At 72.0% G+C, this 21,382-nt stretch carries 17 protein-coding genes and 1 pseudogene; 11 read left to right on the top strand and 7 right to left on the bottom strand.

The genetic code is table 11. From position 1 onward, the window contains the following. Positions 1-632 (bottom strand): annotated as a pseudogene (locus tag E0F75_RS28750) (hypothetical protein); the annotation flags it as partial. Positions 633-922: 290 nt separating this feature from the next. Here E0F75_RS28750 and E0F75_RS28745 point away from each other — a divergent pair. Beyond that, entirely contained in the window at positions 923-2,014 is a 1,092-nt protein-coding gene (locus E0F75_RS28745) for a glycosyltransferase (protein ID WP_229313859.1), read from the top strand. Positions 2,015-2,079: 65 nt separating this feature from the next. On the opposite strand, the gene E0F75_RS28740 is transcribed toward E0F75_RS28745, so the two are convergent. The 4 genes from E0F75_RS28740 to E0F75_RS28725 all read right to left on the bottom strand — a co-directional run bounded on the left by E0F75_RS28740 (position 2,080) and on the right by E0F75_RS28725 (position 6,232). Further along, positions 2,080-2,922, bottom strand: a complete 843-nt coding sequence (locus E0F75_RS28740) for a DUF6227 family protein (RefSeq protein ID WP_229313876.1) — start codon at positions 2,920-2,922, stop codon at positions 2,080-2,082. An 83-nt stretch (positions 2,923-3,005) separates the two neighbouring features. Next, positions 3,006-4,148 (bottom strand): P1 family peptidase, encoded by a 1,143-nt coding sequence (locus E0F75_RS28735; protein ID WP_229313858.1) that lies wholly within the window; start codon positions 4,146-4,148, stop codon positions 3,006-3,008. A 26-nt stretch (positions 4,149-4,174) separates the two neighbouring features. Further along, on the bottom strand, positions 4,175-5,386 hold the full coding sequence (locus E0F75_RS28730; RefSeq protein ID WP_229313857.1) for a low temperature requirement protein A: 1,212 nt from the start codon (positions 5,384-5,386) through the stop codon (positions 4,175-4,177). Between the two features lie 12 nt (positions 5,387-5,398). Beyond that, positions 5,399-6,232 carry a sirohydrochlorin chelatase gene (locus E0F75_RS28725; RefSeq protein ID WP_229313856.1) on the bottom strand — a complete coding sequence of 278 codons (834 nt, stop codon included), beginning with the start codon at positions 6,230-6,232 and terminating at the stop codon, positions 5,399-5,401. A gap of 357 nt (positions 6,233-6,589) precedes the next feature. Between E0F75_RS28725 and E0F75_RS28720 the strand changes: the two genes are divergently transcribed. The 10 genes from E0F75_RS28720 (at position 6,590) to E0F75_RS28675 (ending at position 20,067) form a co-directional block, all read left to right on the top strand. Continuing rightward, a complete protein-coding gene (locus E0F75_RS28720; protein ID WP_229313855.1) occupies positions 6,590-9,436 on the top strand; it encodes an FAD-dependent oxidoreductase in 2,847 nt (948 codons plus the stop codon). A gap of 169 nt (positions 9,437-9,605) precedes the next feature. Then, positions 9,606-11,027, top strand: coding sequence for an MFS transporter (locus E0F75_RS28715; protein ID WP_229313854.1), 1,422 nt, complete (start codon positions 9,606-9,608; stop codon positions 11,025-11,027). A gap of 166 nt (positions 11,028-11,193) precedes the next feature. Continuing rightward, positions 11,194-13,464: a formate C-acetyltransferase gene (pflB, locus tag E0F75_RS28710; RefSeq protein ID WP_229313853.1), complete on the top strand. Its 2,271-nt coding sequence runs from the start codon at positions 11,194-11,196 to the stop codon at positions 13,462-13,464. Positions 13,465-13,570: 106 nt separating this feature from the next. Beyond that, entirely contained in the window at positions 13,571-14,416 is an 846-nt protein-coding gene (gene pflA / locus E0F75_RS28705) for a pyruvate formate-lyase-activating protein (protein ID WP_229313852.1), read from the top strand. Between the two features lie 160 nt (positions 14,417-14,576). Further along, positions 14,577-15,728 (top strand): MFS transporter, encoded by a 1,152-nt coding sequence (locus E0F75_RS28700; RefSeq protein ID WP_374115445.1) that lies wholly within the window; start codon positions 14,577-14,579, stop codon positions 15,726-15,728. Continuing rightward, positions 15,725-18,037: a molybdopterin oxidoreductase family protein gene (locus E0F75_RS28695; RefSeq protein ID WP_229313851.1), complete on the top strand. Its 2,313-nt coding sequence runs from the start codon at positions 15,725-15,727 to the stop codon at positions 18,035-18,037. Before E0F75_RS28700 ends, E0F75_RS28695 begins: the two co-directional genes overlap by 4 nt. A 7-nt stretch (positions 18,038-18,044) precedes the next feature. After that, a complete protein-coding gene (locus tag E0F75_RS28690; protein WP_030315529.1) occupies positions 18,045-18,644 on the top strand; it encodes a 4Fe-4S dicluster domain-containing protein in 600 nt (199 codons plus the stop codon). Next, positions 18,641-19,300 (top strand): Rieske (2Fe-2S) protein, encoded by a 660-nt coding sequence (locus E0F75_RS28685; protein ID WP_229313850.1) that lies wholly within the window; start codon positions 18,641-18,643, stop codon positions 19,298-19,300. Before E0F75_RS28690 ends, E0F75_RS28685 begins: the two co-directional genes overlap by 4 nt. Beyond that, positions 19,297-19,773 carry a DUF6755 family protein gene (locus E0F75_RS28680; protein ID WP_229313849.1) on the top strand — a complete coding sequence of 159 codons (477 nt, stop codon included), beginning with the start codon at positions 19,297-19,299 and terminating at the stop codon, positions 19,771-19,773. Before E0F75_RS28685 ends, E0F75_RS28680 begins: the two co-directional genes overlap by 4 nt. A 72-nt stretch (positions 19,774-19,845) precedes the next feature. Continuing rightward, positions 19,846-20,067, top strand: coding sequence for a hypothetical protein (locus E0F75_RS28675; RefSeq protein WP_229313848.1), 222 nt, complete (start codon positions 19,846-19,848; stop codon positions 20,065-20,067). Positions 20,068-20,086: 19 nt separating this feature from the next. Here E0F75_RS28675 and mscL read toward each other — a convergent pair whose 3' ends face one another. Together mscL and E0F75_RS28665 are read right to left on the bottom strand one after the other, a co-directional pair. Further along, entirely contained in the window at positions 20,087-20,647 is a 561-nt protein-coding gene (gene mscL, locus E0F75_RS28670) for a large conductance mechanosensitive channel protein MscL (RefSeq protein ID WP_229313847.1), read from the bottom strand. A 72-nt stretch (positions 20,648-20,719) separates the two neighbouring features. Continuing rightward, complete coding sequence (locus tag E0F75_RS28665) at positions 20,720-21,268, bottom strand: hypothetical protein (RefSeq protein ID WP_229313846.1); 549 nt, start codon at positions 21,266-21,268, stop codon at positions 20,720-20,722. Between the last annotated feature and the right edge of the window lie 114 nt (positions 21,269-21,382).

Raw genomic sequence — 21,382 nt, 5'->3', positions numbered from 1 at the left:
GTCGCGCCGGTGGCTCCGTCGGCCCCGGTGGCGCCCGTGGCTCCGGTTGCTCCCGTGGCCCCGTCAGCTCCGGTGGCACCCGTCGCCCCAGTGGCTCCGTCGGCCCCGGTGGCGCCCGTGGCTCCGGTCGCGCCCGTCGCTCCCGTGTCGCCCGTCGGCCCCTCGGGGCCGGGCGGTCCAGTCGGGCCTGTCGGGCCTGTCGGGCCCACCTTGCAGTCGTCGCCGCCACCGCTCGGGGCCGCGCGCAGAGCGGCGGCCGAGCGGCCCTCGACCAGGGGCTGGATCTGCTCGTCCAGGAACGCCTGGAGGGATTCGGTCGAGGGAGAGCCGCCGGTCGCTTCGGCGTGGCGCGAGCCGTCCTGCTCCCACGGCGGCGGGCCGTCCTCGTGGTGCTGGGGCCGTCCGTCGGGGTGGTGCGGGGGCCGGTCCTCGCAGTGGCCGCCCGTCGGCGCGTTGGCCATCGTCATGTCCGAGGCACCGAGTTCGGGGGATTCGGGCCATGTGGTGGCCATCGCCGGTGAGGCGAAGCCGGTGAGAACGAGTGCGACCGAGGCGATGGCCCCGCCGGCACGCCAGGGGCGTCGTCGGGGGAGCGGGCCGAGCGGGGACCTGGTCCTGGCATCAGGACGCATGCAGTGCTCCTTCCTCCACCGGATCCGATCCGGTGCGAGTGAGGTCCGAGGAAGCGGAATTCTCACTTCCGTTGATCGGTTTATCGGACCGCACCGGCGAACTCTTGACGTTCTCGCGCCACTCTCAACGCCATGGCCTAGCGCGGACAGTCGAATGGATGCGTACGTGACGGCGAACTTCGATCGCCCCGGCGGCGCGCCGCCGCGGCACGCGCGGGCGCCGTACGTAAGGTCACCCCCCGATCGCTCCCCCGACTTCCCTCCCCGCTCCCACCGGAAGTGGTGTTGCCGTGCCGCCGTCCATCTGCCTGTGCATGATCGTCAAGAACGAGGCCGCGGTCATCGAGCGCTGCCTCGCCTCCGTCCGCGGTCTCGTGGACACCTGGGTCATCTCGGACACGGGGTCCACCGACGGGACCCAGGAGCTGATCCGGACCGCCCTCGCGGGCATCCCCGGCGAGCTGCGGGAGGAGCCGTGGGTGAACTTCGGCCACAACCGCAGCCTGAACATCGCGCACGCCCGCGGCCGCGCCGACTATCTCCTGCTCCTCGACGCCGACCACGTCCTCCGCACGGAGGGCCCACTGCCCGCGCTCACCGCCGACGGGTACATGCTCCGGCACGAGGGAGCACTGGAGTACCGGATCAAACGCCTGGTCAGGGACGGTCTGCCGTGGCGGTACGAGGGTGTCACCCACGAGTACCTGACGGCCGAGGGCGACCGCGTCCAGGAGAACCTCGACGCCCTCGTCATCGAGGACTACGCCGACGGCGGCTCACGCCACGACAAGTTCGAGCGCGACGCCCGCCTCCTCGGTGCCGAGCTGGAGCGCGACCCGGCGAATCCGCGCACCGTCTTCTATCTCGCGCAGACCTTCCGCGACCTCGGCCGCGCCGAGGAGGCCGCCGACCTGTACGAGCGCCGCGCGGCCATGGGCGGCTGGGGCGAGGAGGTCTACTACTCCCTGCTCCAGTCCGGTGTCCTCCGGGCCGAGTCCGGCGACTGGCCGACCGCGATGGACGCGCTCTCCCGTGCCTGGGAGTCCCGGCCGGACCGTCTCGAAGCCTGTTACGAGCTGGTGGCGCGGCTGCGGAAGATGCGCCGCTACCGGGCGGCCCACGCCGTGGTCTCCGCCGTCCTGGACCGGAAACAGCCCGACGACCTGCTGTTCATGCAGCCCTGGGTATACCGGTGGGGGCTGCTCTTCGAGTACTCGATCACCGCGTACTGGGTCGGCGACCACGCCGCCTCCCTCGCCGCCTGCGACCGGCTGCTCGGTCTGCCGGACCTGCCGGAGACGTACCGCGAACAGACCCGCGCCAACCGGGCGTTCGCCGTCCAGCGGCTGACGGAGACGGCGGACGCCCCCGCGCTGGTCTGAGCACCCGGAGCCGTACCGGGGCGAGGACGGGCGCGGGGACAGCCGCGGGGGCGGTCGGAGAGAGGTCAGCGGACCCGGGAGCGGGACTCCATCGCGTCGCGGGCCGCGCGCTCGTCCTCGTACACCTCGCACATGTGGCGTCCGTCCGGTGTCGCCGTGTGCTCGACCTCCCAGAGACTGACCTCGCTGCCGTCGAGCAGCAGGAACTGGTGCTCGTAGAGGGTGAAGCCGGCGTCCCGGCCCCCCTCCACCGGGCAGTGGCGGCCGAAGGCCTGGGTGATGTGGTGGGCGAAGGCCAGCCGGAGCCGGCGGGCCGTGGCCTGGCCCGGCCGGTCCGCGTTCTCCGCGCGCCGCAGGACGCGGCGCGCGTGGTCGGCGGAGTTGTCCGGCACGTACATCCGGGGCTGGGCGGGTATCGGGCGGGCGAGCAGCGCGCTCAGCAGCTCCAGGTCGTCGTCCTCGTCGAAGGCGCGGCCGTCGGAGCGCTCGGCGGTCCAGCCCGGCAGGGGGCCGGTGGGGAGTCGGGAGGTGGCGAGCCGGGCCTCCGACTCCTCGGCGTACAGCTCGTGCTGCTCGGCGCCGTCCCGGCCGGCGTTGTGCGTGAGCTCCCAGAGGCTGAGGGCGGAGCCGTCGCTCAGCAGATACGTGTGGCGGTAGGTGGCGCGGTGCAGCGACGCGCTGTGGTGCGAGGAGTGGAGCGCGCTGGAGTGCGCGAGCGCCGTGCCGAGGCGCTCGACGGTCGAGTCGGGCAGGTCGAAGGAGTTGAGCGCCCGGCCGAGGAGGCGCTCAACGTGCGTCTCGGTCGTCTCGTACGGATCGTGAGGATCCTGCGGATCGTTCAAGAGGGTCTCCAGGCCGTCGCCGCATGTCACTCGGTGCTTGCTTAACGTAGTCCCTGGGTCCGACATTGCGTCCGGGGTTCCGGAAAACGAAGGGCGCTGGAGGGAAGTTCCCGCCCCGTCCGGGCCGTTCTCGCTCAACTCCCTTGTGGTTACCGGGAGTACGGCTCCGATCGCGGTCGGTTCGCCCCATGCGGACCGCCGTAGAGCTCACTGTACGAGGGGAAGTCCCCGCCCGGTCCGCGCAGACCGCCGGGGGCCGCGAGCACCGCCCGGACGATCGCCCGCGTCACCAGGTCGGCGCCGGCCGCCAGGATCTCGTTCAGGGCCAGCGGACCGGGACCTTCCGGTAGTTCGCGCGCCCCGGTGGCGAGGGTGAAGACGGTGTCGCCGTCGTTCATGAGGTGCACCGGGCGCAGGGCGCGCGCGATGCCGTCGTGCGCCGTGCCCGCGACCTTCTGCGCCTGCGCGCGGGTCAGCACGGCGTCGGTCGCGACGACGGCGAGCGTGGTGTTCAGCGGGGGCGGAGCCGCTGCTTCCCGCGCCTCGGCGAGACGCCGCAGCGCGGCCTGGTGCACCGCCGGGTCGGGGAAGGAGGGCGGGCCGGCGTCGAGAGACCTCCCGGGAGTCCCGGGACTGTCGTAACTCACATGACTTCCGTAACTCCCGTACAGGGCGCCCGTGGCCGGGTCGACGGCCGAACCCACCGCGTTCACCACGACGAGCGCGCCGACCGTGATCCCGGACTCCAGGACGGTGCTCGCCGTGCCCACCCCGCCGCGGAGGCCGCCGACCACGGCGCCCGTGCCCGCGCCGACCGCGCCCGTCTCCACGCGCGCGTGGTCCCCGCTCGCGTCGGCGGCCTCCACCGCCGCCCGCCCCGTCGCCGGGCCCGGCCTCGCCGTGAAGTCGCCGCCCCTGCCGAGGTCGAAGACGCACGCGGCGGGCACGACCGGCACGACGTGGGAGGGATCGGGGCCCACCCGCACGCCCCGGTGCCGCTCCTCCAGCCAGGCCATCACCCCGGCGGCGGACTCCAGGCCGTACGCGCTGCCGCCGGTCAGGACGACGGCGTCGATCCGCTGGACGACGTTGCGCGGGTCGAGCGCGTCCGTCTCCCGCGTACCCGGCCCGCCGCCCCGTACGTCCACGGCGGCGACGGCCCCGCCGACCGGCGCGAGCACCACGGTCGTACCGCTCAGCGCCCCGTCGCCCGCCACGCGCGCGTGCCCCACGCGCAGACCGCGCACATCGGTGATCGAGTCCGTCGTCCTGTGCTGTTCGGGCTGTGTCATGTCCCCTGCCTACCACGGGTACGGGTTCAGCCAGTCGCTGTCCCCGTACCCGTACCCGTACCTGTTCCCGTACCCGGTCGCGTCGCCGGGTTCCTCGCCGTCAGGGTCACGCCGACCGCGACCGTCGCCGCCGCGACGATGCCCGCGGCCAGGACCGCCCAGCGGCCCGCGAACGAGCACATCAGGATCGCGAGCGCCGAGACGGGCAGGACGAGTTGCTGCGCGATGCCGACCTTGTAGTAGCGGGCGTGGAGGAGCCACACGGACAGCAGGAACACGGCGGACGGGATCGTCACCGCGGACGAGGCCGCGAGCGTGGAGACGTGGGCCTTGCCCACCGCCTCTTCCACGGCGATCTCCAGGCCCGCGCCGACGGCCGCCGCCGCCGCGAAGATCACGTAGTGGCCGTATCCCCACCGGAAGGCCTCGCGGCTTGAGGTCAGCCGGTTGTGCGCGGGCACGACGAAGTAGATCCACCAGGCGGCGAAGACGAGCAGCAGCCCGCCCGCGGCGATCGGCAGCACCTCGCCGAGGGCGTCGTTCTCGGCGATGCCGGTCTTCACGGCCACCGTCGCCGCGGCGACGGTCTCACCGAGCACGATGATGGTGAACAGGCCGTACCGCTCGGCGATGTGGTGCGGGTGCCACGTGCTGGGCGCGTCCCTCTCCGCGACCAGAGGCACGGCCATCTCGGCCAGCGCCATGACGAGGAAGACCCACGGGCGGGCCGACTCCGGCACGAGGAGCAGTGCGATCCAGCCGATCTGCACGGCGACGACCCCGCCCGCGTACCGGCGGCACATCGTCCGTTCGGCGGGATCGGTGGCGTGGTGCGCGGCCCGCAGCCATTGCGAGGCGAGCGCGAGCCGCATGACGACGTAGCCGATGTAGACCACGAGGAAGTCGTGGTCCTCGAAGGCCCGCGAGACCCCGGCCGCGAGGATGAGCACGCCCGCGATCTGGACGAGGGTGACGACGCGGTACGGCACGTCGTCGTTGTCGTAGGCCGAGGCGAACCACGTGAAGTTCATCCACGCCCACCAGATCGCGAAGAAGATCATCGCGTAGTTGATGATCCCTTCGCCCGCATGGCCCTCGGCGACCGCGTGCACGAGCTCCGCGCCCGCCTGGGCGACGGCGACGACGAAACACAGGTCGAAGAACAGCTCCAGCGGCGTGGCCGCCCGGTGCGACTCCTCGCGGGAGCGCGCGGTGAGGGGGAGGAACGGTTGTGTCATGGCCCCAGCACATCAGAGCGGAAGGCCCTCCCGCTGGCATGCCACGCGCATCGGAACCGGACCGGAGCCGGAGGGACTCCGGGCGGGCGGGACGGGCCGCGACCGAACGGGCCCCGGGCGACGGGACGGAGGGCCCTCAGGCGGTGGCCCGCGCCCGCGTGGCTTCCCGTGCGTCCGCCCCGCCACCGCGTACCGGGCCGCCACGAGCCGCGCCACGCGCGCGTGGTCGGCGATCGGGGCCGCGACCGCCCAGGTGCCCGGGACCGAGGCCAGCGCGCGCGTGAAGCGGCCCGGGGCGAGGAGGTGAGTGGCCACCGCGACCCGGCGGAAGCCGCGGGCGTGCAGCAGCGCGACCGCCTCGGCCGGGGCCGGAGTGCTCGCCGAGCAGTACGCGGCCGTCACCGGTACCGGCAGGAGCAGGCCCAGCTGCCGGACCGCCGCGAGGGTGCCGTCGTTGCCGCCCGGCCGTGCGGAGCCCGCGCCGGCGACGACGACCGCGTCCGCCGGACCGCCGGCCGCAAGTTCGGCGGCCCGCAGCCGGTCGTACAGGGCGAGGGCCACCGCGTGCTCGCCGCTCAGCCCGCGCGTGACCGCGCAGTCGAAGGGGCGGGCGACGGCCGGGACGTCGACGGTGCGGTGGTAGCCGTCGCCCAGGAGCAGCGGCACGACGACCGCACCGGGCCGGTCCGCGAGGACGTACGGCAGGGAGGGCGTCTGGTGGTCGAGGTGTCCGACGGCGACGGGCGCGCCGGTCAGTCCGCGCACGGAGTCGGCGAGCCGTGCGGTCGTCGCGCCGGCCTCGGGCACGGCGCTCCCGTGCACGGCGAGGACCAGGGTGCGTGTCATCCGTACCTCCACCCGCCCCCGGTCGTGCGGCCGGGGAGTGTCCCGGCCCCGTCGGGGGCCGCGCGACGGTGTCGTGCGTCGTCGCGGCCCCACCCGCTCACGCTAAGCCCGCGCCGCCGCCCCGCGGCCGCGCCGTTCGGCCCCGGCCGGGGGGTCGCAAGTCCCGGATCCTCGGGCCCTTCACGGCCCCGACACGCCCACCCGGCGCCCCTACGGTCGGAGGAGAAGCCATCCGTACGCGAGCCATCCGTACGCGAACCAGCCCGTACGCGACAGCCCGTACGCGACAGCCCGTCCGCCGGCCATCCGTACGCGAACCAGTCCCGCGAACCCGACCCCCACCCCACGGAGACCGCCATGGCCGCCCAGCGGACACAGACCCTCGTGCTCATCGGCCACGGCATGGTCGGCCACCGGCTCCTGGAGGCGCTGGCCGAGCGCGGCGCGCTCGCCGACCCGGCCGTGCCCGGCGCCCCCGGCTGGCAGGTCACGGTGCTCGCCGAGGAGGACGTGCCCGCCTACGACCGGGTGCACCTGTCCTCCGTCTTCACCGGCACCGACCCCGACCGACTCGGTCTCTCCACTCCCGAGTTCCTCTCCGGCCACGGCATCGACCTGCGGCTCGGCGACCCGGCCGAGCACATCGACCCGGCCGCCCGCACGGTCACCACCACCTCCGGCGCGGTCGTCCCGTACGACGCGCTGGTCCTGGCGACCGGCTCGTACCCCTTCGTGCCGCCGATCCCCGGGGCCGACGCGCCCGGCTGCTTCACGTACCGCACGCTGTACGACGCCGACGCCCTCACCCGGTACGCCGAGCAGGCCAGGACCGGTGTCGTCATCGGCGGCGGGCTCCTCGGCCTGGAGGCCGCCGGGGCGCTCCGTACCCTCGGACTCGCCACGCACGTCGTCGAGTTCGCGCCCCGGCTCATGCCGCTCCAGGTCGACGACGGCGGCGCGGCGGCCCTGCGCGCGACGATCGAGTCGATGGGCGTGGCCGTGCACACCGGGGTCGGCGCCGCCGAGGTCGAGACGGACGCGGACGGGAAGGCCTGCCTGCTGAAGCTGTCGAACGGCGAGCGGCTCCCCGCCGACGTCGTCGTCTTCTCCGCCGGAGTGCGGCCGCGCGACCGGCTCGCCCGCGAGGCGGGGCTCGCGGTCGGGGACCGCGGGGGAGTGGCGGTGGACGAACGCTGCCGGACGACCGACCCGTACGTGTACGCGATCGGCGAGTGCGCGCAGACCTCCGACGGGCGGGTGTATGGCCTGGTCGCGCCCGGCTACCAGATGGCGGAGGCGGTCGCCGACCAGCTCGCGGGCTCCGGTGCGGCGGTGTTCACCGGTGCCGACACCTCCACCAGGCTGAAGCTGCTCGGCGCGGACGTGGCCTCGTTCGGCGACCCGTTCGCGGACGGGCGGGACGGCGGGCCGCAGGCCACCGAGATCGTGTTCTCGGACGGGCGCGAGGGCGTCTACAAGAAGCTGCTGCTCGGCCCCGAGGGGCAGCTCCTCGGCGGCATCCTGGTCGGCGACGCCGAGGCGTACGGCTCCCTCAAGCCGCACGCGGGCCGCCGGCTTCCCGGCCCGCCCGAGGCGTTCCTCCTTCCGGCCGGCGCGGCCGGGGCGGAGCCGCCCGGCGCGGATGCGCTCCCCGACGACGCCGTCGTCTGCTCCTGCCACAACGTGACCAAGGGCGCGGTGGCCGGAGCGATCGCCGAGCACGGCCTGACCGACATCGGCGGCGTCAAGCGCTGCACCAAGGCGGGTACGGGCTGCGGCGGCTGTGTGAACACGCTCCAGGCCGTCCTCGACGCGGCGGGCGTGGAGAGGTCCCACGGACTGTGCGAGCACTTCCCCGAGCTCACCCGCCCCGAGATCTACGAACTGATCCGCACCGAGCACATCCGCTCGTACACCGAACTGATGGAGCGGTACGGCTCCGGCGGCACGGGCACGGGCACGGTCGCGGGTGGGGGTGGGGGCACGGGCGCGAGCGGGAATGCCCGCGCGGGCGTGAACGCGGGCGTCGGCTGCGCCGTCTGCAAGCCCGTCGTCGCCAACGTCCTCGGCACCCTCGCCCCCGAACTCGGACTGCGTCACGTCCTCGACGGAGAGCAGGCCGCGCTCCAGGACTCCAACGACCTCTTCCTCGCCAACCTCCAGAAGGACGGCACCTATTCGGTCGTGCCGCGCGTCCCGGGCGGCGAGATCACCGCCGAGCAGCTCATCGTCATCGGCGAGGTGGCCCGGGACCACGGCCTCTACAGCAAGATCACCGGCGGCCAGCGGATCGATCTCTTCGGCGCGCGGAAGGAGGAGCTCCCCGACATCTGGCGCAGGCTGATCGCGGCCGGTTTCGAGTCGGGGCAGGCGTACGGAAAGTCCCTGCGGACGGTCAAGTCCTGTGTCGGGTCGCGGTTCTGCCGCTTCGGGCAGGGCGACTCGGTGCAGCTCGCGATCGACCTGGAGCTCCGCTACCGGGGCCTGCGCGCCCCGCACAAGATCAAGGGCGGGGTCTCGGGCTGTCTGCGCGAGTGCGCGGAGGCCCGGGGCAAGGACATCGGTGTCATCGCCACTGCCGGCGGCTGGAACCTGTACGTCTGCGGCAACGGCGGCACCGGCCCCCGCCACGCCGACCTGCTCGCCTCCGACCTCTCGGCCGCCGGGCTGTTCGCGCTGATCGACCGGTTCCTCATGTACTACGTACGGACCGGGGAGCGCCTGGAACGCACCTCGGCGTGGCTGGAGCGGCTCGGCGGCGGGACCGCACACCTCCGGGAGGTCCTGATCGAGGACTCGCTGGGGATCTGCGCGGAGCTGGAGGCGCAGATGGACCGGCACGTGGCCGCGTACCGCGACGAGTGGCAGGCCGTCCTGGGCGATCCGGTGGCCCTGGCCCGCTTCGAGCCGCACGTGGCCGGGGTGGAGTTCCTGGAGCCGGGCCGGGGCCGGGCCGCGGTCCTCGCGGACGGCACCGAGGCGGCGCTGTTCCGGGACGGGGACGGCGAGGTGTACGCGGTGGGCAACCGGGACCCGTTCTCGGGCGCCGACGTCATCGCCGACGGGATCATGGGCAGCCGGGACGGGGTACCGGTGGTGGCGTCCCCCATGCACAAGCAGGAGTTCGACCTGCGGACCGGTGCCTGCCTCGACGACCCGGCGGTGACCCTCCCGGTCCTCCCGGTGCCTACGGCCCGCCCCTGAAGGGACCTAGGCCCACCGACGGCCCGACCTTGGCCCGCCCGACTGCCCGACCTAGGCCCGCCCCTCCGACGACCATCGGCACTCACCCGCCCCCCATCGCGCGGCGCAGCCTGGAAGGGCAAGGAAAGCCTCGAAGGTCAGCCCCGAACAGGGAAGTCAGGACAGCGCCATGAGTTCCGTAGTCCAGGACAGCAGAAGGGCGGGCGGGCCCTCCGCCTCGTACGACACGGAGCAGTACCGCCCCGGCAGGCCGATCACCGACTGGGAGCCGGAGAACGAGCTCTTCTGGAAGTCGATCGGCAAGAGGGTCGCCACCCGCAACCTGTGGATCGCCGTGCCGGCGCTGCTCGTGGCGTTCGTCGTCTGGCAGGTCTGGTCGGTCACCGCGACCAACCTGAAGGACGTCGGCTTCGGCTTCTCGACCTCCCAGCTGTTCTGGCTGACGGCCATCCCCGGTCTGACCGGCGGCACCGCCCGGATCCTCTACACCTTCCTCGGCCCGATGGTCGGCCAGCGCCGCTTCACCGCGCTGTCGACGGTCGTGCTGATCGTGCCGCTGATCTGGCTCGGCATCGCCATCCAGGACCCGACGACCCCGTACGTCGTGATGGTCGCCATCGCCGCCCTCTGCGGCATCGGCGGCGCGAACTTCGCCTCCTCCCTCGCCAACATCGGCTTCTTCTTCCCCAAGGCGAAGAAGGGCAGCGCGACCGGCATCAACGGCGGCCTCGGCAACCTCGGCGTCTCCGTCGTGCAGCTGCTGACCCCGATCGTCATCACCTGGTCGACCATCGCCATCGGCTCGGCCCAGCACAAGGCCGACGGCACCCCGGTCCACCTGCAGAACGCCGCGTTCCTCTGGGTCCCGGTCCTGCTGGTCCTGGCGGCCGTCGCCTGGTTCGGGCAGAACGACCTGAAGGTCGCCTCGACTCCGTTCAAGCAGCAGAAGATCATCTTCAAGCGCAAGCACAACTGGCTGATGACCTGGCTGTACGTCGGCACCTTCGGCTCCTTCATCGGCTTCGCCGCCGCCCTGCCGATGCTGATCAAGACCACGTTCCCGGACTACTCGATCGCCACCTACGCCTGGATGGGCCCCGCCGTGGGCGCGCTCGCCCGCTGGGGCGGCGGCTGGATCGCCGACAAGTGGGGCGGCGCCCGGGTCACCATCCTGTCCTTCGTGGGCATGGCCGTCTCGATCATCGGCGTGATCGACTTCCTGCCCTCGGGCAGTGACGGCGGCTCGTTCTACGGCTTCTTCTTCTGCTTCCTCGCCGCGTTCTTCTTCTCCGGCATCGGCAACGGCTCGACCTTCCGTCAGATCCCGGTCATCTTCCGCGGCACCCACCTCAAGGGACTCACGGAAGGCACGCCGGAGTACACCAGGGCGCTGAAGCAGGCGGAAATGGAGTCCGGTGCCGTCACCGGATTCACCTCGGCCATCGCGGCCTACGGCTTCTTCTTCATCCCGGCCCTGTTCGGCTCGGTGGCCGTGACCAGCGCGATGTGGGGATTCGTCGCCTTCTACGTCAGCTGCATGGTCGTGACCTGGTGGTTCTACGCCCGCAGGAGCGCCGAGGCACCCAGCTGAGCGACTCCGGAGAAAGACCCCGCGCGGCGGGGTCTTTCTGCGTACCCGGAACGGGACCTAAGGCCGCCCGGAGGTGACCATTGCCGACCGGAATGATCGATCAAAAGGAGTGCAATGGAGGGAGGCAACGACGCGATCGAACGAATCGAAGAAGGCGGTGCGGGCAGTGACCTCGACCCCTGCTGAAGCAACGGTGAACGAGCGGGCCTGGAAGGGCTTCACGGGCGGACTGTGGCGCGACGCCGTCGACGTCCGCGACTTCATCCAGCAGAACTACACGCCGTACGAGGGCGACGACTCCTTCCTGGCCGGACCCACCGAGCGGACCACCGCCGTGTGGAAGGCCGTCACGGACAGGTTCCCCGAGGAGCGCGCGAAGGGCGTCCACGACGTCTCGTACGACGTGCCGTCCACCATCACCGCCCACGCCCCCGGTTACATCGACCGCGACAGGGACCTGATCGTCGGCCTCCAGACCGACGCCCCGCTGAAGCGCGCGATCATGCCGTACGGCGGCTGGCGGATGGTCGCCGGCGCCCTGGAGACCTACGGCTACCCCGTCTCCCCGGAGCTTGAGAAGGTCTTCACCGAGTACCGCAAGACCCACAACGCCGGTGTCTTCGACGCGTACACCCCCGAGATCCGCGCCGCCCGCAAGGCCGGCGTCGTCACCGGACTCCCCGACGCCTACGGCCGCGGCCGCATCATCGGCGACTACCGCCGTGTCGCCCTCTACGGCGTCGACCGCCTCGTCGAGGCGAAGAAGGAGGAGAAGGAGGAGCTCAACCCGCTCCCCGCCGGGAACCGTTCGATCGAGGAGACCATCCGGCTCCGCGAGGAACTCGCCGAGCAGATCCGGGCCCTTGGCGAGCTCAAGGCGATGGCCGCCTCCTACGGACACGACATCTCCGCCCCCGCCGTCACCGGCCGCGACGCCGTCCAGTGGCTGTACTTCGCCTACCTCGCCGCCGTGAAGGAGCAGAACGGCGCCGCGATGTCCCTCGGCCGCACCTCCACCTTCCTCGACGTCTACCTCCAGCGGGACATCGAGGCCGGTGTCCTCACCGAGGAGCAGGCCCAGGAGCTCGTCGACGACTTCATCATCAAGCTCCGCATCGTCCGCTTCCTGCGCACCCCGGAGTACGACCAGGGTTTCTCCGGCGATCCGACCTGGGTCACCGAGTCGATCGCCGGCATGGGCGAGGACGGCCGTCCGCTGGTCACCCGGACCTCCTTCCGCTACCTCCAGACCCTCTACAACCTCGGCCCGGCCCCCGAGCCGAACATGACCGTCTTCTGGTCGCCGCGGCTGCCCCGGGGCTTCAAGGAGTTCTGCGCGAGGGTCTCCATCGACACCTCCTCCGTCCAGTACGAGTCGGACGAGCTGATGCGCCCCCGCTTCGGCGACGACACCGCCATCGCCTGCTGCGTCTCCGCGATGCCCGTCGGCAAGCAGATGCAGTTCTTCGGCGCCCGGGTGAACCTCGCCAAGACCCTCCTGTACGCGATCAACGGCGGCCGCGACGAGAAGTCCGGCGTCCAGGTCGGCCCCGACACCGGCGCCATCACGGCAGGCGTCCTCGACCACGACGAGCTCATGGCCAAGTTCGACGAGCAGATGGAGTGGCTCGCGAACGTCTACGTCCACTCGCTGAACGTCATCCACTTCATGCACGACAAGTACGCCTACGAGCGCATCGAGATGGCGCTCCACGACCGCGACGTGCGCCGCACCATGGCCTTCGGCATCGCCGGCCTCTCGGTGGCCGTCGACTCGCTGGCCGCCGTCAAGTACGCGAAGGTCACCGTGCACCGCGACGAGTCCGGCCTGGCCACCGACTACACGGTCGAGGGCGACTTCCCGGCCTACGGCAACAACGACGACCGGGCCGACGAGATCGCGGTCTGGCTGGTCGAGGAGTTCATGAGGAAGGTGCGCAAGCACCCCACCTACCGGAACGCCGAACACACCCAGTCCGTCCTGACCATCACCTCCAACGTCGTCTACGGCAGGAAGACCGGCAACACCCCCGACGGGCGCCGCGCCGGTGAGCCCTTCGCCCCGGGCGCCAACCCGATGAACGGCCGCGACACCCACGGCTACGTGGCCTCGGCCCTGTCGGTCGCCAAGCTCCCGTACGAGGACGCCGAGGACGGCATCTCGCTGACCAGCACGGTCACCCCCGACGGCCTGGGCCGCACCCCCGAGGAGCGGATCACGAACCTCGCGGGCGTCCTCGACGGCTACATGGCCGTCGACGGCTTCCACATGAACGTGAACGTCCTCAACCGCGACACCCTCGAGGACGCCATGGAGCACCCGGAGAACTACCCGCAGCTGACCATCCGGGTCTCCGGATACGCGGTCAACTTCGTCCGGCTCACCCGCGAGCAGCAGCTCGACGTCCTGAACCGCACCTTCCACGGCTCGCTGTAAGCCCCTCCTCGCACCCGGGGCCGGTGGCCCTCACCCCCGGCCCCGGGTCGCATCCCTCTCCGCGCTCTCCGCACCGCCCGAAGGCCCCTCCGAAGGAGGCCCCGCCATGACAAGCCCCGCCCTCGCGCCCGCGACCCCGACGGCCACCCCGGTGTCCCCGGCGGCCACCCCGGCCGCCGCCGCGACCCAGCGCCCCTCCGCGGGCTCGGTCCACTCCTGGGACCTGTCCACCGGCGTCGACGGCCCCGGCACCCGCTTCGTCACCTTCCTCTCGGGCTGCCCCCTCACCTGTCTCTACTGCCACAACCCCGACACCTGGAAGATGCGCAACGGCATGGGGGTACCTCCCAGCGGTAGCAGGGGGAGGACCTCCGCCGACGCCGTGATCGCCGAGGCGGGCAAGTACGTCCGCTTCATCTCCGCCTCCGGGGGCGGCGCCACCGTCTCCGGAGGCGAACCGCTCCTCCAGCCCGTCTTCACCGGCGAGCTGCTGCACCGGATGAAGCACGAGCTCGGCCTGCACACGGCCCTCGACACCTCGGGCTTCCTGGGTGCCCGCGCCACCGACGCCCTGCTGCGGGACACCGACCTGGTCCTGCTCGACATCAAGTCCTGGGACCCCGCCACGTACAGGAAGGTCACCGGCCGGCCGCTCGCGCCGACCCTCGACTTCGCCAGGCGTCTCGCCGACCTCGGCCAGGAGGTCCACGTCCGCTTCGTCCTCGTCCCGGGCCTCACCGACGACCCGGCCGACGTGGAGGGAGTCGCCGCCTTCGCCGGGGGTCTCGGCAACGTCTCCCGCGTGGACGTCCTTCCCTTCCACAAGCTCGGCGAAGCGAAGTGGCAGGCACTCGCCATGCCGTTCACCCTGCACGACACGCCGTCCCCGACGCCCGGTCAGGTCGCCGAGGTCCGCGAGGTCTTCCGCGCCCACGGCCTGCACGCGGTCTGAGGCGGCCCGGCGGGGTCCGAGGCGGCCCGGCGGGGTCCGGGGCGGCCCGGCGGGGTCCGGGGCGGCCCGGAGCGACACCCGGACCCCGTCCGGGCGACGCCCTCACCCCAGAGTCCTGCAAAACAGGGCAAAACCGCCCGTACGGCCTTACCGTGGCCGCGTGACCGAGCCACCGCAGACAGCCGAGCCGACACCTCCGCCGGGCGATCCCACGCCGGGTGCCCCAGCCCCGGGCGGCCCCGCCCCGGGAGATCCGCCGGCCGCCGGCCTCCCTCCGCAGACCCCGGCCGCCGTGCGCCGCCGCGCCACCCTCGTGGCCACCGCCGTCTCCGTGCTGCTGATCCTCGCGATCGTCTTCGGCAGCCGTCTGCTCCGCGACTTCGACTCGGCCCTGCTGCCCTACGCCGTCGCCACGGTCTTCCTCGCCTTCGGCGTCGCCTACCGCTACACCGTCTGGATCTCCGCCCCCGGCGCCCGCCGCCTCTTCCACAAGGGCTGGGGCTCCTTCTTCTCCGTCGCGAACTTCCGCAAGGCGCCCACCGCCCTGCCGAAGATGATCGCCACCTACCTCGGCTTCCAGAAGTTCCTCGGCGCCCGCTCGCACGCCCGCTGGGCCGCCCACCAGCTCATCTTCTGGGGCTGCCTGCTGGCCGCCGCGATCACCTTCCCCCTCACCTGGGGCTGGTTCACCTTCACCTCCTCCACCGGCTCGGGCCCCGGCTACGAGATGCGGATCTGGGGCTTCAAGATCATCGGCTTCGACGCCCTCAGCGTCGTCGGCTGGCTGATGTTCCACGGCCTCGACATCGCCGCCGTCCTGGTCATCCCCGGCGCCGGCTACTTCCTCTGGCGCCGGATGAAGGACCGCGGCGCCATCACCGGCCAGCGCTTCGCCTACGACCTGGTGCCGCTGCTCGCCCTCATCGTCATCTCCGTGACCGGGCTGCTGCTCACCTTCTCGTCGATCTTCCTGCACGGCGGAGGCTACGAGTTCCTCGCGATCCTCCACATGGTGTCGGTCGTCTTCACCCTCATCTACATCCCCTTCGGGAAGTTCTTCCACATCGTCCAGCGGCCCGCCGCCGTCGGCATGCAGCTCTTCAAGTACACCGCCCGCCGCAAGGACGAGGAGGTGCTCAGCTGCCGCCGCTGCCACGAGCCCATCGACACCGCCCCGTACGTGGAGAACCTCAAGGGCACCATGCGCGACCTCGACCTCGGCTTCGACGAATGGGCCGAGTACTGCCCCCGATGCAAGCGCGTCCTGCGCGGCAACGCCTATCTCGACCACGTGAAGAAGGGGTTCAAGTGACCGCGACCGACCCGAACAGGGCGCTGCCGCTCGACCCCTCCCTCGCCCCGCCCGGCACCCGCAACTTCCGCGACGCCGGCGGCATCCCCGCCGACCGCTGGCACGCCGACCAGAACGGCGAGACCCTCGTCCCCACCCACTGCTGCTTCTGCGGCGTCCAGTGCGGCATGTACCTCCGCGTCGACCGCGGCGGCAAGGTCTTCGGCGTCGAACCCCGCAACCACGACATCAACCGGATGCGGCTCTGCCCCAAGGGCATCAACGCCTACCAGCAGGTCAACCACCCCGACCGGCTCACCGCGCCGCTCATGCGCCGCAACCGCGACGAGGAGTTCCGCGAGGTCAGCTGGGACGAGGCCCTCGACCACACCGTCGCCGAGATCCGCCGGATCCAAGGCGAGTACGGCAACGACGCCTTCGGCCTCCTCGGCGGCGCCAGCCTCTACTCCGAGAAGACCTACCTCGTCGGCAAGTTCGCCCGGGTCGCGCTCAAGTCCCGGCACGTCGACTACAACGGACGCCTCTGCATGGTCTCCGCCGCCGGAGCCAACAAGCTCGCCTTCGGCATCGACCGGGCCGGCAACCCCTTCTCCGACATCCTCCTCACCGACTGCCTCCTCATCGCCGGGTCCAACGTCGGCGAGTGCTTCCCCGTCATGACCCAGTACCTGTGGGGAGCCCGCGACCGGGGCGCCACCCTCATCGTCGTCGACCCGCGCGAGACCGCGATCGCCCGCACCGCCGACCTCCATGTCGCCCTCAAGCCGGGCACCGACTCCGCCTTCTTCAACGCCGTCCTCCATGTCGTCGTCGCCGAGGGCCTCACCGACGAGGCCTACCTCGCCGCCCACGCCACCGGCTGGGAGGAGGTCAAGGCGACGGTCGCCGCGTACCCGCCGGCCCGGTCGGCCGAGATCTGCGGCGTCCCCGAGGAGCAGATCGTCCAGGTCGCCCGCATGTTCGCCGGCGCGGACCGGGCCATGGCCTGGCACGCCCGCGGCGTCGAGCACCACTCCCAGGGCGTCGAGAACTGCCTCAGCATCATCAACCTGTGCGTCGCCGCCGGACACATCGGCAGGCCCGGCGCCGGCTACGGCACCATCACCGGCCAGGGCAACGGCCAGGGCGGCCGCGAGCACGGTCAGAAGTCCGACCTCCTCCCCGGCGGCCGCTCCATCACCAATCCCGAGCACCGCCGCCAGATCTGCGAGATCTGGGGCATCGACGAGGCCGAACTCCCGCCCGCCGGCACCTCCATGATGGAGATGGTCTGGCAGATGCAGCGCAAGGAGATCCGCGGACTCGTCGGCATCTGCAACAACCCCTTCGTCTCGCTGCCCAACTACGCCACCGTCAAGGACGGCTACGACACCCTCGAGTTCCACGCCCAGTTCGACTTCTTCCTCTCCGAGACGGCGGCCAACGCGCACGTGGTCTTCCCCGTCACCGTGTGGGCCGAGGACGAGGGCGTCATGGCCAACGCCGAGGCCCGGGTCGTCAAGCACAACAAGGCCCAGGAACCCCCGGCCGGCGTCCGCACCGACACCTGGGTCATCTGCGAACTCGCCCGCCGGCTCGGCGCCGGCGACAAGTTCGAGTTCCCCGACTCCCGCTCCGTCTTCGAGGAACTCCGCATCGCCTCCGCCGGAACCGTCAACGACTACTACGGCATCACCTACGAGCGCCTGGAGGAGACCGGCGGCATCGCCTGGCCGTGCCCCACCACCGAGCACCCCGGCACTCCCCGCCTCTTCGAGAACGGCCGCACCTACCACCCCGACGGCACGATCCACATGCAGGTCGTCGAATGGCACCCGCCCATGGACCCGTACAGCGAGGAGTTCCCCCTCTCGCTGACCACCGGCCGTACCGTCGCCCACTTCCTCTCCGGCAACCAGACCCGCCGTCTGGGCGCCCTCGTGGAACAGACCCCGCGCCCCTGGGCCGAGGTCCACCCCTCCCACGGCTTCCGCAACGGCGACCCCGTCCGGGTCGTCACCCGCCGCGGCAGCGAGGTCTTCCCCGCCCTCGTCACCGAGGCCATCCGCCCCGACACCGTCTTCGTCCCGTACCACTGGCCGGTCCCCACCGCGGCCAACGCCCTCACCATCGACGCCCTCGACCCCCGCTCCAAGATTCCGGAGTACAAGGTCTGCGCCGCCCGCATCGAGGCCGCCGAGCGGATCGACGAGGTCCCCGCCCCACCCACCGCACCAGGACACCAGGCCTACCCGGAGACCCAGGTCTCCCGCACCGACCCGCTGCCCCCCACCTCCCCCCAGGGCCGCGGCACCGCGGAGAGGAGCTGACCCGCACATGATGGGCCGCACGATCTTCATCGACCCGGGCCGCTGCATCGGCTGCCAGGCCTGCGTCTCCGCCTGCCGCGAATGCGACTCCCACCGGGGCAAGTCGATGATCCACCTCGACTACCCCGACGAGGGCCACTCCGTCGCCTCCCTCCCCACCGTCTGCATGCACTGCGAGGACCCCGTCGCCCCCTGCGCCGAGGTCTGCCCCGCCGACGCGATCCTCGTCACCGCCGACGGCGTCGTGCAGCAGGCCGACACCACCCGCTGCATCGGCTGCGCCAACTGCGTCAACGCCTGCCCGTTCGGCGTCCCCAAGATCGACCTCCAGGCGAAGCTCCAGATGAAGTGCAACCTCTGCTACGACCGCACCGCCTACGGCCTCGCCCCGATGTGCGCCACCGTCTGTCCCACCGGCGCCCTCTTCTACGGAACCCTCGAAGAGCTCCAGGCCGAACGCCCCGGCGTCCAGGTCGCCGACTCCTTCACCTTCGGCTCCACGACCGTCTCCACCGGTGTGGCGATGGTCGTCCCCGCCGACAAGGTCCAGTGGCCGGTCCCCGGGGGCCTTCCCGTCGTCGAGATCAATGGAAGGGATGTCCGTTGAGCGTCACCGATCCCCAGCCGCCCGCACCGGACCCCCGCTCCGACGCGGCCCAGGAAGCGCTCCACGACCGGATCGCCGCAGACTCGCTCACCACCCGCCGCGACTACCTGCGGATCGTCGCCACCGTCTCCGGCGGCCTCGCCGTCGGCGGTGTCGCCGTCGCCTCCGGCATCCTGCACCGGCACGGGGACAGCGACGGGCCACCCGAGGTGAAGAAGATCGCGGACGTGATCCTGCCCGGGGAGTCGCTCGCCTTCCGCTACCCCGGTTCCGAGGACCGCGCAGTCGCCGTCCGCCTGGAGGACGGCACCCTCGCCGGCTACTCCGCCGTCTGCACCCACCTCGCCTGCGCCGTGCTCTGGCGCAAGGACCGCGGCAGCGAGGGCGAGCTGTACTGCCCCTGCCACGAAGGCATCTTCGACGCCCGTACGGGGGAGGTCACGGCCGGCCCGCCGCCCCGGGGACTGCCGAAGGTGCTGCTCGTGGAGGAGGCCGACGGCAGCGTCTGGGCGATCGGCACGGCCCGCTCGGGCGAGAGCGCCCGCGAGGGCCTCTGCCGCCAGCTCGGCGACGACCGTCCCGAACTCGCCGACCGGCTGGGCTGCCCCGGCGCGTCCGCGCGGGGCGCGGTGCCGGAGAGGAGTGAGCGCACATGACCGAGGACGCCTTCCCCCGCGACCCGGAAGCCCCGGAACCGGCGAAGCCCCCTGTCGCCCCCGCCACCCCCGTCGCCCCCGGGGCGCCGTCGGCGCCCTCGGCGCCCGCCGCTCCGGCGGCCCCCCGGCCCCCGGCGTACACCCCGGGCAGCGCGCAGCCGCGTCTGAACCGTCCCGTGCACGAGCGGTATCCGCAGATCCGCCCCACCAGCGGATACGGCGACCCGCGGATCACCCACACCGGGCCGGGGCCGGGAGCCGGTACGGAGCAGGAGCCGGAGCGCTCCTCGAAGCTGACGGCCCGCCTCACGCTGGCGCTCACGGTGGTCATCGGCCAGCTCTGGGGGCTGACGATCGTCGTCGACGAGTGGATGGCAGGGGACACCGGCACCGCCTGGTGGGGCGCGGGCTTCCTCTGCCTGTCGTTCCTCGTGGTGTTCGGCCTCTGGCTGATCGACCCGAAGGATCGCTGAGGGGCGTCAGAAGTAGCGGGGATACGCAGATCAGAGGGGTTCGGGGCGGGGTGGCGGGCGTACCCTTGAGGTATGAGCACCGCCCCCGCCCACGGACCGCGAGACGCGAAGCGGCCCGGTGTACGTCCCAGCCCCGAGAACAGTCCGAAGCCGGCACTCGTCTTCGACGATCCGCTGGACCAGCAGTCCGCGGACGACACGGACCGTGGATGGGGCGAGCGGCCTCCGGCCGGCGGCGACAGCGCCACCGACCTCGCGCGCTTCCTCGACGAGAAGCCGCCGCACCACCTCTGACACCGGCACGAGCTGTCGGTCAGGAGGTGGGGTGCGTCCCCGAACCGCCGCCGGAACCCGTGCCCGTCCCCGATCCCGTACCCGTGGCGGGGCCGCGCTGGGAGACCAGGTGGTCGCGGATCTCCTTGAGGACCTCCAGCTCGCTGATCTCCATGGTCTCCGCGACGCCCTCCTTCGCCTTGTCGTGCGCCGCACGCTTCGCGAGGATCTTCGCCATGGGCAGGACCATCAGGAAGTAGACGACGGCCGCGGTGATCAGGAAGCTGAGAACCGCGCTGAGGACCAGGCCCCACTGGAGCTGGATGCCCTGCACCTCGCCGTTGACGACCGCGCACGAGTCCTTGATGCAGGACGAGTAGCTCTCCAGGTCCTTGGTGCCGAAGGCGCCGACGACCGGGTTGATGATGCCCTTGACCACCGAGTTCACGATGTTGGTGAACGCGGCACCGATGACGACGGCCACTGCCAGGTCGATCACGTTGCCACGCATCAGGAAGGCTTTGAAGCCGCCCATCAGACTTTCCTTCTTCTCGGCCACCAAGGTGCCTTTCGTCGCTTGTACTGCTGTGTGCGGTGCCATTAGGCCGCGAACGGCACAGAGCCGTCCAATCCGTACACACGGACCAGTGACTTGACAGGGTGTCAGTACGAATCAGCACACTGTCACCGCCAGTTGGGACGTGACACCGGCGCCTGCCAGCGCGGCGGCCGTCGACCGTGGCACCGACAGGACGACGAGCGCCCCTCCGTCCGAACGAGTCTCACCCGGGTGCGGAACTTCGGCCACTCGGGCGCCCGTCGCGACGACCCGGGCCTCACCCTCCCCGCCGAGCGGCGAGTTGGGCGCGGCGATCACGTCGACCCGGTCACCGGGGCGCAGCAGCCGTACGGTCGCGGCGTCGGCGATCCGTACCGGAGCGGACACCAGCCGGACGGCGACGGACGGCCGGGCGCGCGCCGCGGTGGGGGCGATCCGGTCGCCCGGCGGAGGCGCCGCCGCGCCTACCGGTGGCGGCCCGCCGCTCGCGACGGCGAGGGCCGCCGCCACCAGGGCCAGGAGCACCGCGGGGGCCCAGCGCCCCCGTCGCAGCGCCCTGCGCAGCCGGAGCCGGGCGCCCCGCACCCGCAGGGGCTCGAAGGGCGGCACCACGCACGGCGCCGGAACAGGGGAGGGGAAAGGGGAGGGGAAGGTGTGCGTCATCGTGGGCGCCGCCGTCCTGGTCGGGAATGGGATCGGCTCCCACTCTCCGATCCGCGCCGATTTCCCGCTCCGGCCTGGGGATCACCCACCGCCTGTGGACAACTCCCTCATCCT

Origin of the sequence: Streptomyces sp. CB02980, assembly GCF_014451325.2 — a bacterium.
Classification (GTDB): Bacteria; Actinomycetota; Actinomycetes; order Streptomycetales; family Streptomycetaceae; genus Streptomyces.
This window is presented reverse-complemented; position numbering and strand designations above follow the sequence as displayed.